The organism is Aeromicrobium sp. 9AM (assembly GCF_902506105.1).
Classification (GTDB): domain Bacteria; phylum Actinomycetota; class Actinomycetes; order Propionibacteriales; family Nocardioidaceae; genus Aeromicrobium.
The window spans coordinates 562,449-578,526 of record NZ_LR733304.1; the positions used below are offsets into that span (position 1 = coordinate 562,449).

The 16,078-nt window shown below is 69.3% G+C and carries 12 protein-coding genes; 10 read left to right on the forward strand and 2 right to left on the reverse strand.

Going from position 1 to position 16,078, the window contains the following annotated elements; genetic code table 11:
* Positions 1 to 27 precede the first annotated feature (27 nt).
* Positions 28 to 882, reverse strand: a complete 855-nt coding sequence (kynA, locus tag BOSE46_RS08850; RefSeq protein WP_159539895.1) for a tryptophan 2,3-dioxygenase — start codon at positions 880 to 882, stop codon at positions 28 to 30.
* 52 nt (positions 883 to 934) lie between these two features.
* Here kynA and BOSE46_RS08855 point away from each other — a divergent pair, with 52 nt between their 5' ends.
* The 9 genes from BOSE46_RS08855 (at position 935) to BOSE46_RS08895 (ending at position 12,550) form a co-directional block, all read left to right on the forward strand.
* Positions 935 to 1,852 carry an ATP-binding cassette domain-containing protein gene (locus tag BOSE46_RS08855; RefSeq protein WP_236551683.1) on the forward strand — a complete coding sequence of 306 codons (918 nt, stop codon included), beginning with the start codon at positions 935 to 937 and terminating at the stop codon, positions 1,850 to 1,852.
* The gene (locus BOSE46_RS08860; RefSeq protein ID WP_159539896.1) at positions 1,849 to 2,667 is read left to right on the forward strand and encodes an ABC transporter permease; all 819 of its coding nucleotides are present in this window, start codon (positions 1,849 to 1,851) and stop codon (positions 2,665 to 2,667) included. Before BOSE46_RS08855 ends, BOSE46_RS08860 begins: the two co-directional genes overlap by 4 nt.
* A 30-nt stretch (positions 2,668 to 2,697) precedes the next feature.
* Entirely contained in the window at positions 2,698 to 3,978 is a 1,281-nt protein-coding gene (locus BOSE46_RS08865) for a GAF domain-containing protein (protein ID WP_159539897.1), read from the forward strand.
* Positions 3,979 to 4,118: 140 nt separating this feature from the next.
* Positions 4,119 to 5,642, forward strand: a complete 1,524-nt coding sequence (locus BOSE46_RS08870) for an aldehyde dehydrogenase family protein (RefSeq protein WP_159539898.1) — start codon at positions 4,119 to 4,121, stop codon at positions 5,640 to 5,642.
* A 28-nt stretch (positions 5,643 to 5,670) separates the two neighbouring features.
* Positions 5,671 to 6,054 carry a DUF779 domain-containing protein gene (locus BOSE46_RS08875; protein WP_159542606.1) on the forward strand — a complete coding sequence of 128 codons (384 nt, stop codon included), beginning with the start codon at positions 5,671 to 5,673 and terminating at the stop codon, positions 6,052 to 6,054.
* Positions 6,055 to 6,179: 125 nt separating this feature from the next.
* The gene (locus BOSE46_RS08880; protein ID WP_159539899.1) at positions 6,180 to 9,029 is read left to right on the forward strand and encodes a fibrinogen-like YCDxxxxGGGW domain-containing protein; all 2,850 of its coding nucleotides are present in this window, start codon (positions 6,180 to 6,182) and stop codon (positions 9,027 to 9,029) included.
* Positions 9,026 to 9,760: a CDP-alcohol phosphatidyltransferase family protein gene (locus tag BOSE46_RS08885; RefSeq protein WP_159539900.1), complete on the forward strand. Its 735-nt coding sequence runs from the start codon at positions 9,026 to 9,028 to the stop codon at positions 9,758 to 9,760. The genes BOSE46_RS08880 and BOSE46_RS08885 overlap by 4 nt, the downstream gene beginning before the upstream one ends.
* Positions 9,757 to 11,058: an O-antigen ligase gene (locus BOSE46_RS08890; RefSeq protein WP_159539901.1), complete on the forward strand. Its 1,302-nt coding sequence runs from the start codon at positions 9,757 to 9,759 to the stop codon at positions 11,056 to 11,058. The genes BOSE46_RS08885 and BOSE46_RS08890 overlap by 4 nt, the downstream gene beginning before the upstream one ends.
* Entirely contained in the window at positions 11,051 to 12,550 is a 1,500-nt protein-coding gene (locus tag BOSE46_RS08895) for a polysaccharide biosynthesis C-terminal domain-containing protein (RefSeq protein WP_159539902.1), read from the forward strand. Before BOSE46_RS08890 ends, BOSE46_RS08895 begins: the two co-directional genes overlap by 8 nt.
* Before the next feature lie 437 nt (positions 12,551 to 12,987).
* On the opposite strand, the gene BOSE46_RS08900 is transcribed toward BOSE46_RS08895, so the two are convergent.
* Positions 12,988 to 14,277, reverse strand: coding sequence for a Wzz/FepE/Etk N-terminal domain-containing protein (locus tag BOSE46_RS08900; RefSeq protein WP_159539903.1), 1,290 nt, complete (start codon positions 14,275 to 14,277; stop codon positions 12,988 to 12,990).
* 425 nt (positions 14,278 to 14,702) lie between these two features.
* Between BOSE46_RS08900 and BOSE46_RS08905 the strand changes: the two genes are divergently transcribed.
* A complete protein-coding gene (locus tag BOSE46_RS08905) occupies positions 14,703 to 16,070 on the forward strand; it encodes a sigma-70 family RNA polymerase sigma factor (RefSeq protein WP_159539904.1) in 1,368 nt (455 codons plus the stop codon).
* The last annotated feature ends 8 nt before the right edge of the window (positions 16,071 to 16,078 follow it).

A 16,078-nucleotide genomic window follows, 5' to 3' on the forward strand; every position in this document is an offset into this window, starting at 1 on the left:
CTCTTTTTGCTGCCCGTACGACGTCGCTCAGGGAGCGCCGATGTGCGTGCGTACGTCCAGGAGTTCCGGAAAAAAGGTGAGCTCCAGGGCCTTCTGCAGGAAGCTCACGCCGGACGAGCCGCCCGTGCCGCGCTTGAACCCGATGATCCGCTCGACGGTCTTGAGGTGCCGGAACCGCCACAGCTGGAAGCTGCCCTCGACGTCGACGAGCTCCTCGCACATCTCGTACGCCGCCCAGTACGCATCGGGGTCGGCGTAGATCCGCCGCAGCACCTCGATCACCCCGGGATCCGCGACGTACGGCTGGGTGACGTCGCGCTCCAGCACGGCGGCGGGGACTGCGTGGCCCTGCCGGGCGAGGAACCGCAGGAACTCGTCGTAGAGGCTCGGCGCCTCGAGGTCTGCCTGCAGCGCCGACCGCAGCGCGTCGTCGTGCTCGAACACCTTGATCATCTGTGGGTTCTTGTTGCCGAGCAGGAACTCGACTGTGCGGTACTGCGGTGACTGGAAGCCCGACGCCTTGCCGAGCGAGTCGCGGAACTGTGCGTACTCGATCGGGGTCAGCGTCTCGAGCACGGCCCACTGCTCGAACATCTGCCGCTGGATCGCCTTGACCCGGGCGAGGCGCTTGAGGGCGGGCGGCAGGTCGTCGGCCGCGATCAGGGCGATCGCCGATCGCAGTTCGTGGGTCAGCTGCTTGAGCCACAGCTCGGTGACCTGGTGCTGGACGATGAACAGCATCTCGTCGTGGTGGTCGGACACGGGTTGCTGCGCTGAGAGCAGCGTCGGCAGCTGGAGATAGCCGGCGTACGTCATCTCGCCCCGCAGGTCGGTCGCAACGCCCTCCTCGATGGGCCGGAAGGACTCGCTGTGCTCGGTCATACGAGCAAGGTATGCCGTCGTCGGCTCGGCGCCACGTGCAAGGGTGGTGCACATGGCGCTGATCAGGGCGGAAGGCCTCGGGAAGTCGTATGGTGCGACGCGCGCTGTCGACGACCTGTCGTTCGAGGTGCACCCGGGCAGCGTCACCGGGTTCCTCGGGCCGAACGGCTCCGGCAAGTCGACCACGATGCGACTCATGCTGGGGCTCGACCGCGGCGACGGCGCCACGACGTACGACGGCAGGACGTTCGGTGAGCTCGACCACCCGATGCGCCACGTCGGCGCGTTGCTCGAGGCCAAGCCGTTCCACCCCACCCGCCACGCGCGCAACCACCTGCGGATGCTCGCGGCACCCAACCGGATCCCGGACTCCCGCGTCGACCAGGTCCTCGACATGGTCGGCCTGACGACTGTCTCCGGCGGCAAGCCGGGCAAGTTCAGCCTTGGCATGGGCCAGCGCCTCGGCATCGCCAGCGCGCTGCTGGGCGACCCCGACACGCTGATCCTCGACGAGCCGAGCAACGGCCTCGACCCGCAGGGCATCACCTGGCTGCGTCACCTGCTCAAGCACCTGGCCGGCGAGGGCCGGTCGGTGCTCGTCTCGAGCCACCTCCTGCAGGAGATGGCGGTGCTGGCCGACGAGCTCGTCGTGATCGGCCGCGGCCGGATGATCGCGAACGGACCGGTCGCCGACTTCGTGACGGGCAGCGGGCTCGGCGCGGTCGAGGTCCGTACGCCTGACGCTGCGCTGCTCGCGCCCGCCCTGACGGCACTCGGCGCGACCCTCACCGAGGAGGGTGAGGTGCTCGTCGTCAGGGGTGCCACGGCCGAGCAGGTCGGCGAGGCCGCGCACGACGCCGGTGCCCGCCTGCACCAGCTCGCGACCCGACAGGCGACGCTCGAGGAGGCGTTCCTCGCAGCGACCGGTCAGTCCGAGGAGTTCCGCGGGACGTCGGGTGACGGCGCATGATCGACGCCCTGCGCTATGAGTACATGAGGCTGCGCACGATCCGTTCGACGTACTGGCTGCTGGGGTTGGCGCTGGCCTTCCAGCTCGTGCTGGCCCTGCTCCTGGCCTGGTCGATCGCCGACTCCGACCTGACCCGAAGCGCTGACGGCACCTTCAGCACCTTGGCAACGATCGGGGGCTCGACCGGCGCGCCGTTGCTGATGGCCTACATCGTGGGCCTGCTCGGGGTGTTCTCCACCGGCCACGAGTATCGCCACGGGATGATCCGGGCGACGCTCACGGCGCTGCCGCGACGGCCGCACGTGTTCCTCGCCAAGGTCATCTCGACGGCGGCGCTCGCGGCGCTCACCGCGGCACTGTGCGTCGGCATCGCGCTCGCCAGTATCGCCGTGTTCGGGCTCGACATGCCCAGCGGTGGCGAGCTCGCCCGGGTGTCCGGGGGTGTCGTGACCTACACGGCGCTGTTCGCCCTCTCGGGCCTGGCGTTCGCGGCGATCACCCGCAACCAGACGGCAGCCGTCGCGCTGCTGATGCTTCTGCCGAGCCTGATCGAGTTCATCGTCCAGGCCATCGTGGTGGTCATCAAGACCAACTCCGACGACCCCCAGGGCAAGGGCGGCGTCGTGGTGATCCTCAAGTTCCTCCCGTACGACGCCGGAAGCCAGATGTACGTCGAGTCGTCGATCAAGGGATTCGTGCAGCGCGCCCTGGGCGCGGAGCCGTTCGGCGCGCTGGGTGGCGGCCTCGTCATGGCCACGTTCGTCGGTGCGCTCCTCGTGATCTCGTACGCCCTGTTCGTCCGTCGCGACGCGTGACCGCCATCACACGCGACGTACACTCCGAGCATGGTGCGCCATGACCTCGCGATGCCGCAGGGTGCCGATCCCGCGGCACTTTCGCGACGGCTCGAGGAGGCGCACGACCAGTTCGTGAGAACCGGGCTCGTCGATCCCGCGTTGCGCCGGCTCGTGTTCGACTCCTGGCGCCGCAGCGTCGAGGGCGGGCTCGACCCCGAGCAGGCCCTTGCCGCCATCCGGCTCGACGAGGACGCGCTCGCCGACATCCGCGACTCCCATCCGCTTGCCGCGGGCATGCCCGTCATCCGCCGGCTCCTGGTCGAGAGCGCCGCCGAGGCCGGGCTGCTGGTCGCGGTCAGCGACGCCGCCGGACAGCTGCTGTGGGTCGAGGGCGACTCGTCGCTGCGTTCGCGCGCCGAGGACATGCACTTCCTGCCCGGCGCCGACTGGAGCGAGGCCAGCGTCGGGACCAACGCGCCGGGCACCGCCCTGGCGCTCGATCGTCCGGTGCAGATCTTCGGCGCCGAGCACCTCGCCCGGCAGGTCACGCCCTGGAGCTGCTCGGCCGCCCCGATCCACGATCCCGACACCGGGGCGATCCTCGGCGTGCTCGACCTCACCGGTGGCCCCGACGTCGCGACTCCGCAGAGCCTGACCCTCGTACGTGCCACGGTCGCCGCCGTCGAGGCCGAGCTGCGCATCGAACGACTCAGTCCCGCGCCGGCTCCGACCGCAGGCAGCGGCTGGACCATCCCCGCCCTCGACGTGCTGGGTGGTCGCGGAGCGACGCTGCGGCACGGCACCACGACGACCCGGCTGAGCCTGCGGCACAGCGAGATCCTGCTGCTGCTCGCCGAGTCCGGCGACGGCATGACGACGGCGGAGCTCGCCGTCGCGCTGAGCGACGACGAGCAGGCCCAAGTCACGATCCGCGCGGAGCTGTCGCGGCTGCGCACGGTGCTGGGTCCGATCGAGCTGGATTCGCGGCCCTATCGGCTGCGCAACGAGATCGCCTCGGACATCGACCGGCTGCGTGAGGACCTCGCCGCCGGCCGCGTGCGCAGCGCTGTCGCGCACTACCGCGGGCCCGTCCTGCCCGCCTCGACCGCGCCGGCCGTCGAGCAGCTGCGCGACGAGCTCCACATGTACGTACGCTCGTGCCTGCTCGCTGCCGACGACGCCGATGCCCTGCTGTCGTTCGCCGACACCGCGCACGGACGTGATGACTTCGAGATCTGGGAGCGAGTGCGGCAGATCCTGCCCCCGACCTCACCACGCCACGCGCAGGTCGCCGCCCACGTGGCCAGGCTCGACGCCGAGCTCGGCTGAGCCAAGCGCTGGGAGTGACGTTCGGGTCGCGACTCGCCGGGACCACCCGACGCAAACGTCACTCTCAGCGGGCCGTCCGTGCAACGTTCGGGCAACGGTTGCATGACTACGGTCACAGCACCCCGACCTGAAGGAGCACCATGACCGTCTACGCGCAGCCCGGAGCCGAAGGAAGCGTCGTCACGTACAAGCCTCGCTACGACAACTGGATCGGTGGCGAGTACGTCGCACCGGTCAAGGGTGAGTACTTCGAGAACCCCTCGCCGGTCAACGGCAAGGTGTTCTGCGAGGTGGCCCGCGGCACCGCGGAGGACATCGAGCTGGCCCTCGACGCCGCCCATGCTGCGGCGCCCGCCTGGGGCAAGACGTCCGTCACCGAGCGCGCCAACATCCTCAACAAGATCGCCGACCGCATCGAGCAGAACCTCGAGATGCTCGCCGTCGGCGAGACCTGGGACAACGGCAAGCCGGTGCGCGAGTGCCTCGCGGCGGACCTGCCGCTCGTGGTCGACCACTTCCGCTACTTCGCGGGCGCGATCCGCGCTCAGGAGGGCGCGCTGTCGCAGCTCGACAACGACACCGTGGCGTACCACTTCCACGAGCCGCTCGGCGTCGTCGGTCAGATCATCCCGTGGAACTTCCCGCTGCTGATGGCGACGTGGAAGCTCGCCCCGGCCCTCGCGGCCGGCAACGCGGTGGTGCTCAAGCCCGCCGAGCAGACCCCCGCGTCGATCATGCTGCTGATGGAGCTCATCGCCGACCTGCTCCCGGCCGGCGTCATCAACGTCGTCAACGGCTTCGGTGTCGAGGCCGGCGCACCGCTTGCCTCCAGCAGCCGCATCCGCAAGATCGCGTTCACCGGCGAGACCACGACCGGGCGGCTGATCGCCCAGTACGCCAGCCAGAACCTCATCCCGGCGACGCTCGAGCTCGGTGGCAAGAGCCCCAACATCTTCTTCGAGGACGTCGCCAGCAAGGACGACGCGTTCTACGACAAGGCGCTCGAGGGCTTCGCGATGTTCGCCCTCAACCAGGGCGAGGTGTGCACCTGCCCGAGCCGCGGTCTGATCCAGAACTCGATCCTCGAGCAGTTCCTGCCCGCCGCGACCGACCGGGTCAAGCAGATCGTCCAGGGCAACCCGCTCGACGACGCCACGATGATCGGCGCGCAGGCCAGCAACGACCAGCTCGAGAAGATCCTGTCCTACTTCGACATCGGCGTGCAGGAGGGTGCCCGCATCGTCACCGGCGGCGAGCGCGTGGACCTCGGCGGCGACCTGTCGGGCGGTTACTACGTCGCCCCGACGATCTTCCAGGGCCACAACAAGATGCGCATCTTCCAGGAGGAGATCTTCGGCCCGGTCGTGTCGGTGACGGGCTTCGAGAACTACGACGAGGCGATCGAGATCGCGAACGACACGTTGTACGGACTCGGCGCCGGCGTCTGGTCGCGCGACACCCACACCGCATACCGGGCCGGCCGCGACATCCAGGCCGGCCGCGTGTGGACCAACTGCTATCACCAGTACCCCGCGCACGCGGCGTTCGGTGGCTACAAGTCCTCGGGCATCGGCCGGGAGAACCACAAGATGATGCTCGACCACTACCAGCAGACCAAGAACCTGCTGGTGTCGTACGACCAGAACAAGCTCGGCTTCTTCTGATGAACGGGATGGGAGCGCCGTCGTGACGGTGGAACGTGTTGCGATCACACCGGAGGCTGCGGACCTGCTCCGCAGCCTCCGGGCATCGCACGCCAAGCCGCTGATGTTCCACCAGTCCGGCGGCTGCTGCGACGGGTCGGCGCCGATGTGCTTCACGCAAGGCACCTTCCTGACCGGGCCCCAGGACGTCCACCTCGGCGATCTCGAGTACGGCGCGACCGAACCGGCACCCGTGTGGATCTCACGCGAGCAGTTCGCCTACTGGTCGCACACCCACATCACGATCGACGTCGTTCCCGGCAGGGGCGCAGGGTTCTCGATCGAGGGCCCGACGGGCAACCGCTTCATCATCCGCTCGCGCGTGTTCACCGACGACGAGGCGGCCGAGCTGCAGACGTACGCCGCGCCGTGACGTAGGTCTCGCGGAAAGGGCGAGCCCATCTCGTCATGAGAACGGGTGTCGGGCCTCTATACCTCTGGGACCCGGCTGTGCCGGTGTCCGGCCATCGTCGCCCACAGTCTGAGGAAATCTTCGTCGTGCGAGCTCCCACTCTCCGTCATGCCCGCCTGGTACTGGCCGCTGCTGTCGTCTCGACCGGTGCACTGGTCGCCGTCGGCGCTCCTGCGCAGGCCGCCGTCACCACCGACGGGACGACTCAGGCCACCGCCGCGGCCTCGTGCTGGGAGGCCAAGCAGGTCGACTCGGGTGCGGCGAGCGGCGTCTACTGGATCCTGACGCCACAACTGCAGACGCCCACCAAGATCTACTGCGACATGACGACCGACGGCGGCGGCTGGGAGCTCGTCGGTCGCGGTCGCGACGGCTGGTCCCTCGCCTACAACGGCAACGCCACCCCGTCGCAGGTCGCCGACACGGTCACCGGCACCGCCGCGTTCAAGCCCCGCCAGCTCGACTCCAAGGTCGTCGACGGCCTGCTCGGCGGGCGCCGCCTCGACTCGTTCAGCGACGGTGTGCGCCTCCGTCGGGCCATCAACCAGGCCGGCACCAGCTGGCAGGAGTCCCGTTGGAAGTACCGCGCCAACTCCCGCGATCGCTGGAGCTGGGCCTTCGGCGCCGGCTACCCGCTCGACTCCGCCACGGTCGGCGGCTCGACGGTCTCGAACACCACGACGTTCAGCATCTCCGTCGACAACGAGTACAAGCGGATGTGGACATACGAGTCGGTGTCCAACAACTACGTGCGCGGCTTCAACTTCGGCGCGGCGGGGACCGGCTCCACCTCGGCGAGCAGCTACATCTACTCGTCGGCGGACGGCGGAGCCTACGGCTCGCCGTTCACGCAGGTGTTCATCAGGCCGACGTTGCGGACCAGCGACCTCACATTCGCCGCGATCCCCAGCTCGGGCACACCGGCGCAGACCATCAAGGCCGTGCCCAAGAACGGCTCGCTGACCTCCGCGTGGGGTGTCACCGGCCTCGGCGCGGGCGGCACGAGCGAGAACGCGTCCGAGGTCCAGGCGTTCGCCCAGATCGGCAACGTCATGTACGTCGGCGGCAACTACACGACCGTGCAGAAGGGGTCGGCCGCGACCGGCGCGGACAAGGTCGCCCAGCCCTACCTTGCTGCGTTCAACGCGACGACCGGTGACTACATCCCCGGTTTCAAGCCCGTGCTCAACAGCCAGGTCAAGGCGCTCCTCGCGCTGCCGGACGGCAGGCTCGCGGTGGGCGGCGAGTTCACCAAGGTCGGCACCGTCGCGCGCAGCGGTCTCGTCGTGCTCAACCCGACGACCGGTGCGCTCGACACGAGCTGGCAGACCGACGTCGTCAACCGGTCGACGGGCGGCGTCGTCTCGGTGCGCGGCCTCGACACCGATGGCACCTATCTCTACGCGACGGGTGCCTTCACGCACTTCACCAAGCCGGGCATCGCCGACCGCTACGCCAAGGGTGGCGCCCGCATCCTGCTGTCCAACGGCACGGCCGACAACAACTGGAACCCTGAGTTCAACGGCACCGGCACGGCACTGGACGTCAGCGACGACAAGTCACGGGTCTACTTCTCGGGCTACTTCACCACCGCCAACGGCGTCACGGCCGATCGGGCCGCCGCGTTCAGCACGACGGCCGGCGCACCCCGGATCACCCCGGCCTGGCAGCCGACGTTCAGCACGTCCGGAACCGCGCGCTACCAGCAGGCGGTCAAGCAGGTCGGCGACAAGGTGTGGCTCGGCGGCTCGCAGCACAGCATGTTCTCGTACGACACCAGCACGTTCGCCCTCGAGAACACCCACATCACCAAGTCCGGCGGCGACATCCAGGCGATCGCGTCCGGCAACGGCCTCGTGTTCGCCGGCTGCCACTGCCTCAACTGGGTCTATGAGGACACCACGGCGTACGACACCACGAGCCCGGGCTCGACCAGCATCTCGTGGTCGCAGGCCGACAAGATCTTCTTCGTCGGCGCGTGGGATGCCATCACCGGTGACTACGTCCCTGACTTCACGCCTGAGATGAAGGCCCGGCAGGGGCGCGGCGCCTGGGCGCTGCAGGTCGCGACCGACGGCACGCTGTGGGCCGGCGGCACGTTCACCTCGGCGGTCAAGGAGAACGGCAGCAACGGCTGGGTCGGTGGCTTCGTGCGGTTCGCCCCGCGGCCGCACACCGCGCCGGCCACGCCGGCAAACCTCACGGTCGCGAACGCCAACGGCTCGGCGACGGTCAGCTGGAGCGCGAGCTCGACATCGGGCGTCACGTACGAGGTTCTGCGCAACGACCGCGTCGTCGCGACCAGCACCACCACGAGCGCAACGGTGCCTGGCGTCTCCGGGGGAGACCGCTTCTTCGTGCGGGCGGTGGACAGCTGGGGCAACCGCTCGGCCTCGACTCCCGTGACCACGGCGCCGGCAAGTGTCGTCACGACGACCCTCGTCCCGGCCGGTGCCACCTGGTCCTACTACTTCGACAACACCACCCCGGTCGCCGGCGGCTGGCAGACCGGCACGGGCGGCTGGGCAACCGGCATCGCGCCGCTGGGCTGGGGCACCGGACCGATCGCGACCAACATCGACGTGCCCGCCGGACAGACGCGGGCGCTCACGTCGTACTACCGCAGCGCGTTCACCGTCGCCGATCCCGGCGCGTTCAAGACTGTCAAGCTCACGACGCGCGCGGACGACGGTGTCGCGGTGTACGTCAACGGCACCGAGGTCGGCCGCTCCAACCTCCCGGCCGGGGCGCTCACCGCCACGACGTACGCCAGCTCTGCTCCCAACACGGCGACGGCGGTCGCCAACGAGGTGACCTTCGACGTGCCGGTCTCGCTGCTGCACGCCGGGGCCAACACCGTCGCGGTCGAGGTGCACAGCAACTACCGCACGACGCCCAGCAGCAGCATGGATCTTCGTCTGATCGCGACCTCATGACCCAGGTCGACACCAAGCAGGGGGTGCGCGAGGCGTACCAGCAGCTGGCCAACGCGCAGAAGAGCGGTGCGGGCGTGCCGTGGTACATGCGCGCCGTCAACCGCCGACTCGGCCGGGCGATCGCGTCGGTCGCAGCACAGGGGCGGCTGACGCCCAACCACATGACGGCCGCGAGCTTCGCGTCGTTCCTCGGTGGCGCCGCATTGCTGGTGGCCGTCTCCCCGTCCGCGGCGTCGGCCATCGGCGCGATGCTGCTGCTGCAGCTCGGGTTCGCGTTCGACTCCGCCGACGGCCAGCTGGCCCGGCTGCGTGGTGGCGGCTCGCCGGCGGGGGAGTGGCTCGACCACGTCGTCGACTCGGGCCGTCACCTGCTGTTCCACCTCGCTGTGCTGGTGGGCCTGCACCGCTACGCGGACGTGCCCGACGTAGTGCTGTTGATCCCGCTCGCGTTCGGCCTCGTCTCCACGGTGCGGTTCTTCGCCCAGATCCTCGCCGAGCAGCTGGCCCGCCGAGACCCGATCGCAGGCCCTGACTCGGTGCCCAAATTCGGCACCTGGATCCAGGCCCCGGCCGACACCGGGTTGCTCAACTTCGTGGTCCTCCTGTGGCCGCTGACCACCGGCTTCCTGTGGGCGTACGGCGTCATGGGCGCCCTCAACGCGTTGCTGCTGGCGGCGACCCTGGTGCGGCGCTACCGCGAGCTCGCGGCGTTGGCGAGGAGCAGCGCGTGAGTGCGACGGTCGCCGACACCCGGGCGGCGCCGGCGCCCACCGCCGGGCGCGACAGCCTGCCGGCGTGGCCGGTCCTGACCCTGCTGTGGGGGTTCCCGGTCTTCTGGGCCCTGGGCGCCACGGTCATCACCGGCGTCCTGCTCACCGTCGTGATGCTGTCGTTCCTGGCTCACAGCCGGTCGGTCCGTTTCGTGCCGGGCGTCTATGCGTTCACGGCGTTCGTCGCCTGGGTCATCCCGTGCGCCGTCATGATCGACTCGGCCGCCCGCATGCTCGGGCTGGTCTACCGGTTCTCGATCCTCGCGATCGTCGGCACGGCGTTCGTCTACACGATCAGTGCCGGTGCGGCGCTGAGCCGGCGCCGGATCGTCAGTGGCCTGACGTTCGTGTGGTTCGTCGCGGTCGCCGGCGGGCTGCTCGGCCTGGCGTTCCCCGAGGTACGGCTGTCGACTCCCGTCGGCCTCCTGCTGCCGGAGTCGCTGACCAGCAACGCGTACGTCCACGACCTGTTCTTCCCGCCGTTCGCCGAGATCCAGCATCCATGGGGCTCGCCGCAGACGTTCGTACGTCCGTCGGCACCATTCCCGTACGCCAACAGCTGGGGCGTCGCGATCGTCCTGCTCACGCCGGTGGCCGTGGCCTGCTTCATGATGACGAAGTCGCGCTACCTCCGGGTCGCGATCGTCGGCGGGCTCGCGGCAATGGTCGGGCCGGCCATGGCGACCGGCAACCGTGGGATGTTCGCCGGGCTCATCCTCGCCGCCGTCTATGTCGTGGTGCGTCTGGCCGCGCGGGACCGCGCGGCACCGGTGCTCGCGATCGCGGTCCTCGGCGTCGTGGGGGCGGCCGTCCTGGTCGGTAACGGACTGCTCGGCCAGATCGCCACCCGGCAGCACTACGGCGACTCGTCCGGCACGCGGTTCTCGCTCTACGACGAGACGTTCAAGCGGACCCTCCAGTCGCCCCTGCTCGGCTACGGCGCGCCCCGGCCGTCACCGGCGCACGAGATCTCGCTCGGGACGCAGGGCTACGTCTGGATGCTGATGTTCAGCTTCGGGTTCGTCGGGCTCGCGCTGTTCCTCACGTTCCTGTGGGGCACCACGTTGCGGACGATCCGCGCGCCGGGCGATGTCGACCTCGTCCTGCACAGCGTGCTGGTCGTCGCGAGCGCCATCATCGTCGTCTACGGACTCGACATCATGCAGTTCCTCACGATCATGCTGGTCGCGGCGATGCTGCTGCGCCGGCGCTACGGCCTCGACGGCACCGGACCGGGTGGCCCCAGCGGCGATGGCTGACACCAAGACCGAGCCCCGTGGCATCGCCTGGGCCGGTGCGGTCAACCTGGTGGGTGGCGGCATCGGCTCGGTGATCGGCCTCCTGCTGGCCGCGATCGTCGGCCACCACCTCGGCACGGTCGGAGCGGGCACGTACTTCCTGGTGGTCGCGGTCTTCATGATCGTGTCGAGCATCGCCGAGCTCGGCGCCGACACGGGCCTCGTGCGGTACGTGTCGGCGGCGCGCGCCCGAGGTCGCGAGGTCGACGTGCCGCGCCTGGCGCGGATCGCTCTCGGCCCGGTTCTCGTCTCCGGCGTGCTGGTCGTCGTGCTCGCCGCCGGGGCCGTCAAGACGTACCCGCACCTGTTCGAGTCCTTGCCCGGGAGCTTCGTCGTCGTGGCCGCCGCGACGGCCGTCCTGTCGTCGCTGCTCGCCGTGGTCCTCGCGATCGTCCGGGGGCTCGGCGGCGTCCTGGCATACCCACTGCTGCAGAGCATCGGGCTCCCTGTCCTGCGCCTCGTCGGCGTCGGCCTGGCAGTCGTGGCCGGATGGGGAGTCGTCGGGATCCTCGGCGCCTGGCTGGCACCCGTCGCCATCGTGCTGGCGGCCGCGATCGCCGTCGCCGTACGCCTCACGGTGCGCCACGCCGGCGGCCTGGTCCCCGCCCCGGCACGCGATGCCGATCGCCGCAGGCTCTCGGCGGAGTTCTGGGCCTTCAGCGCGACCCGAGGCGTGTCGGCTGCTGTGGAGATATTGCTGGAGTGGATGGACGTCCTGCTTGTCGGCGCACTCACTTCGCCGGAGCAGGCCGGTATCTACGCCGTCGTGACCCGGTGCGCCAGGGCCGGTGAGGTCATCCAGAGCGCCGCCCGGGTCGCCGTCGGCCCGCAGGTCAGCGCCGCCCTCGCCCGCGGCGACCTCGAGGAGGCGCGCGAGATCTACGGCCTGGTGACCGCGGCGATGATTTGGCTCGCGTGGCCGTTCTTCCTCCTGCTCGCGATCTTCGGCGACGCGGTCCTCGCGCTGTTCGGCCCCGGATTCGACGACGGCGCGATCTCCCTCGCTGTGCTGTGCGTCGCGATGGGCCTGGCCACGGCCGCGGGCACGGTGCAGACGATCCTGCTCATGGGTGGCCGCAGCAGCTGGCAACTCGCCGACAAGTCGCTGGCCCTCATGCTCAACATCGCCCTCGACCTGGTCCTCATCCCGCTGTGGGGCATCGAGGGCGCCGCCGTCGCGTGGGCCATCACGATCGTCGCCGACACCATCGTGGTCGTGTGGCAGGTGCAGCGGCTCATGGGCGTACGTCCGCAAGGGCGTCAGATGCTCGTCGCCGCGGGACTCTCCGTCACGGTCGTGGGGGTGCTCGGAGCGGCGGTGCGGATGCTGCTCGGATCGTCGCTACCGGTGCTCGGCGGAGCCCTGATCGGGATCGGCGGGGTGTATCTCGCGATCAGCTGGGTCATGCGGCGCCAGCTGGGGCTGCTGGCCCTCGTGGCGCATCGGGGTTAGTCGGGGTTGGTTTGCGTCGTTGGGCTCCCGCATGCGCGTCGTCGGCTGCGCGTTGCATCGTCGTCGCCAGCGCTGACAAGTCAGTTGTCGCCCATCGACAAGCGTCGTTGGCTTGTCGTCCTTCGTTGCGTCGCCGGCTCGTCGACGGGCCACAACGGCCTCGTCAGCTCGGCGCCCTCCCGCAACGGTCTTTCCACCTCGCCGTGAGTTCCGCGGCGACCTTGCATCCCTTGAGGCGCCCTCCCGCAACGGTCTTTTGACCTTGCGGCGAGAGGGTGCGTCGCGGAGTCACCTTGCGGCGTCCTGCCGCGGCGGTCTTTCGACCTCGCCGTGAGTTCCGCAGCGACCTTGCATTCCTTGCGGCGCCCTGCCGCGGCGGTCTTCTCACCTTGCGGTGAGTTCCACCGCGGCCATTCTCTGCGGCGACCTTGGCTTGGTCAGCGGGCGAGGGTGAGCATGTCGGCGCGGGCCGGGAAGAGCGCCGTCAGGGCGATGTCGATGTTCTTGGACCTCAGCAGGCCCGCGAACCGGCGCAGCGCCTCCGCGTCGTCCGCCGTCGAACGCGCCAGGAGCACCGAGTCCGAGCGGGTCGCGAGCGCCACCTTGTTGGCATCTGACGTCAGGCGGGTCGTGTCGATGATGATGATCTCGCCGGCCCACGTGATGCGCTTCTTGTCGGTCGGCCACCCGCGGCTGATCTTGCCTTCGTTGATCGCGCCGGCATCGACGAACCGGGCCGTGCGGCCGCGGCGCTGGAGCGCGTCGGCGAGCTCCTGGCCGCACGTGATCGAGCGCCCGGGCTCTTCCTCGGCGTCGACCAGGATGACGAACGGACCCTCTGGGTCGAGCTCGGTGGGGATCTTGAGCATGAACGCCGCGATGTCCCATGTGTCGGCGCGGTTGGTGTCCTTGGTGCCGTCGAGCACGATCTGGTCGCCGATCGAGTGAAGGCCGTCGACGCCGCCGATCTCGGAGTCCTCCTCCTTGCGGAGCAGGGCGATCGGGATACCGGCGAGGACGCCGAGGAACAGGCCGGCGAGTCCGAGCGACACCGCGCTGGGAGTCGACGGGCTGCTGGGGGTGTCGGCCTTGCCGACGATCTGCCCCGGGTCGAGGTCGAGGTTGCTGAGCTCAGCGAGCTTCGTGCCGAGGGCATCGGCCTGGATGCCCAGCGATCGACGGGCGACCGGGGTCTCGTACGCCGGCTTGTCCGCCTTGTCCTGGATCTCGCTGATCTGCTCGTTCGCGGCCTTGACGAGGCGATCGACCTGGTCGGAGGCGGCCGAGCGGCGGGTCATGAGGTAGGCCTCGGCTACGGCGTCGGCCCCGGCGGCGGCGCGCTTGGCGGAGTCAGCGCTGAAGTGGATCGTGAGGATCAGCGAGTCCTCGGGGCTCTCGACCGTGGTGGAGTCCTTGACCTGCTCGGCGTCGATCGAGTGCACGCGCAGCAGGTCTGCGGCAGCCTGCGCGACCTTCTGCGAGGTCACGAGCCCCTTCTCGGTCGGCATGTTGATCGACTTGGTGCTGTCGGCCGATGAGCCGACCGGATCGGCGTTCATCGGGTTGACCGAAACGGTCGTGGTCGCGGAGTAGCTCGCGGGGATGGCGAAGGACGCCAGCACGCCGAGGATCAGGCCAAGGATCGCGAGCACGGCGACGACCGTCCAGTGGCGCTTGAGGCGCCCTGCGATGTCGGTGAGCTGCACAGGTTGGGGAGCGGTTGCCATGGTGACTTCCTCGAAGGTTCGGGTCACCGGTCGGGGACCCGTCGAAGGGTTTCATGGGGCACCCGGTCGGATGGCCCAACAGGAGAGAGCCGCCATGTATCCGAATATGACGTTCGAAACCACAAACCGCAGATGAGAGTTAAATCACACGAATGTCCAAATTTGCATAAGTCGTCACGCTCGCGTGATGCCGAACGATGGTAGAACGTTCAATTTACGCGTGAATTAGTTCAACTGGGACACCAAAGTCTCATCCGTCACACCTCGGCTATCAGGTCTAGACGATTCCTAAGAACTCCGGGCGCCTTCCCTTCGGGTGGACTACTCCGTCGAGGTTTGTCATGCTCCCGGTATCGCAATCCAGGGGGGACGAACTGCGGCCGGCCAACGATCTTGGTCGGCAGCACGACATCCAGGGGCTAAACGTGCGAGATATCCACACCGGTGCCGATCACGGCACTACACCATCGCTCACCGAGTCATCACTCACCGAGCTGTCATTCACTGAGCTCGACGACACCGACCTGCTCTCGCTGGCCCGTCGCGGCCACGACGGTGCGTACGGCGCGCTGTTCGCGAGACACAGCTATGCCGCTCATCGACTCGCCCGCCATCTCGGCGCCCGCGAGGAGGCCGACGACATCGTCTCGGAGTCCTTCGCCCAGGTGCTCGACCTGGTGCGACGGGGCAAGGGGCCGGACCGGGCGTTCCGCGCCTACCTGTTCACCACGATCCGGCACGAGGCCGGCCGGCGGGCCAAGGCTCGCCAGCGCGTCATGCCGACGGACGACGAACGCCAGATCGACTCCGTCGTACCGTTCGGCGGCGGCGACATGGAGGACTTCGAGAAGTCGGCGATCCGCGATGCGTACGAGTCGCTGCCGGCTCGATGGCGCACCGTCCTGTGGCACCTGGACGTCGAGGGGCGCAAGCCGCAGGAGCTCGGACCGCTGCTCGAGCTGTCGCCCAACGGGGTGTCGGCTCTGGCCTACCGGGCCCGCTCCGGGTTGCGCGAGGCCTACCTGCAGCAGCACGTCAACGACAGCCAGCCGATCAGCAGCCGCGAGTGCCGAGACGTGCGGGGCAAGCTCTCGGCGTACGTGCGAGAGACCGCGCCGGCGCGTGATCAGGCCGAGGTGCGAGCGCACATCGCGACCTGCTTGGAGTGCACCGCGGTCCATGAGGACCTCCAGGAGGTCAACCGTGAGGTCGGGTCGGTGGCCGTCCCAGCCGCGGCAGGGGTTTCGCTCCTCGGGATCATCGGCGCCGGGGTCACCGGCAGCTGGGCCTGGCTGAGTGCGAACCTGGTCGCGGTCGGCAAGGCAGCAATCGCTGTCGTGACGCCGTCCGCAACGGTGGCTGCCGTCACCGCGGCGACGGTCATGGGCGTGACGGGAAGCGACGTGGTCGACCCCCCTCGGCATCCCATGACCTCGCAGGCCGAGGCGCCACACGCCAACCGGGCCAAGGTCGCCTCCGTCGCGGCCCAGCCCCAGGCGCACTCCAAGCCCGCTGCCCGGAAGCCCTCGCCGCGCACGACCACGCCGGTCGCCGGCACCGACGCGAAGCCGGACGAGGCGCAGTCCACGCCGGACAAGGGATCGGTCGCTTCGCCGCCTCCCACAGCCGCGCCGCAGCCGCAGTCACAGCCCAAGGTCAGCGTCGACCTGGGCGGTGCGGTCTCGGTGCAGGCCGGCGGCGACGGCGTCCAGGCGCGTATTGCGGGCGTCACAGTCGAGGTCCCGTCACGTTTGGTCTCTTCGTTGCTCTCTCAAGGCACAACCAACGACTGAAGGTCAGC

What these genes read in the sequence shown, in the direction of transcription:
- kynA (WP_159539895.1), bottom strand. Translation starts at nt 882, where the DNA reads ATGACCGAGCACAGCGAGTCCTTCCGGCCCATCGAGGAGGGCGTTGCG.
- BOSE46_RS08855 (WP_236551683.1), top strand. Translation starts at nt 935, where the DNA reads ATGGCGCTGATCAGGGCGGAAGGCCTCGGGAAGTCGTATGGTGCGACG.
- BOSE46_RS08860 (WP_159539896.1), top strand. Translation starts at nt 1,849, where the DNA reads ATGATCGACGCCCTGCGCTATGAGTACATGAGGCTGCGCACGATCCGT.
- BOSE46_RS08865 (WP_159539897.1), top strand. Translation starts at nt 2,698, where the DNA reads ATGGTGCGCCATGACCTCGCGATGCCGCAGGGTGCCGATCCCGCGGCA.
- BOSE46_RS08870 (WP_159539898.1), top strand. Translation starts at nt 4,119, where the DNA reads ATGACCGTCTACGCGCAGCCCGGAGCCGAAGGAAGCGTCGTCACGTAC.
- BOSE46_RS08885 (WP_159539900.1), top strand. Translation starts at nt 9,026, where the DNA reads ATGACCCAGGTCGACACCAAGCAGGGGGTGCGCGAGGCGTACCAGCAG.
- BOSE46_RS08895 (WP_159539902.1), top strand. Translation starts at nt 11,051, where the DNA reads ATGGCTGACACCAAGACCGAGCCCCGTGGCATCGCCTGGGCCGGTGCG.
- BOSE46_RS08900 (WP_159539903.1), bottom strand. Translation starts at nt 14,277, where the DNA reads ATGGCAACCGCTCCCCAACCTGTGCAGCTCACCGACATCGCAGGGCGC.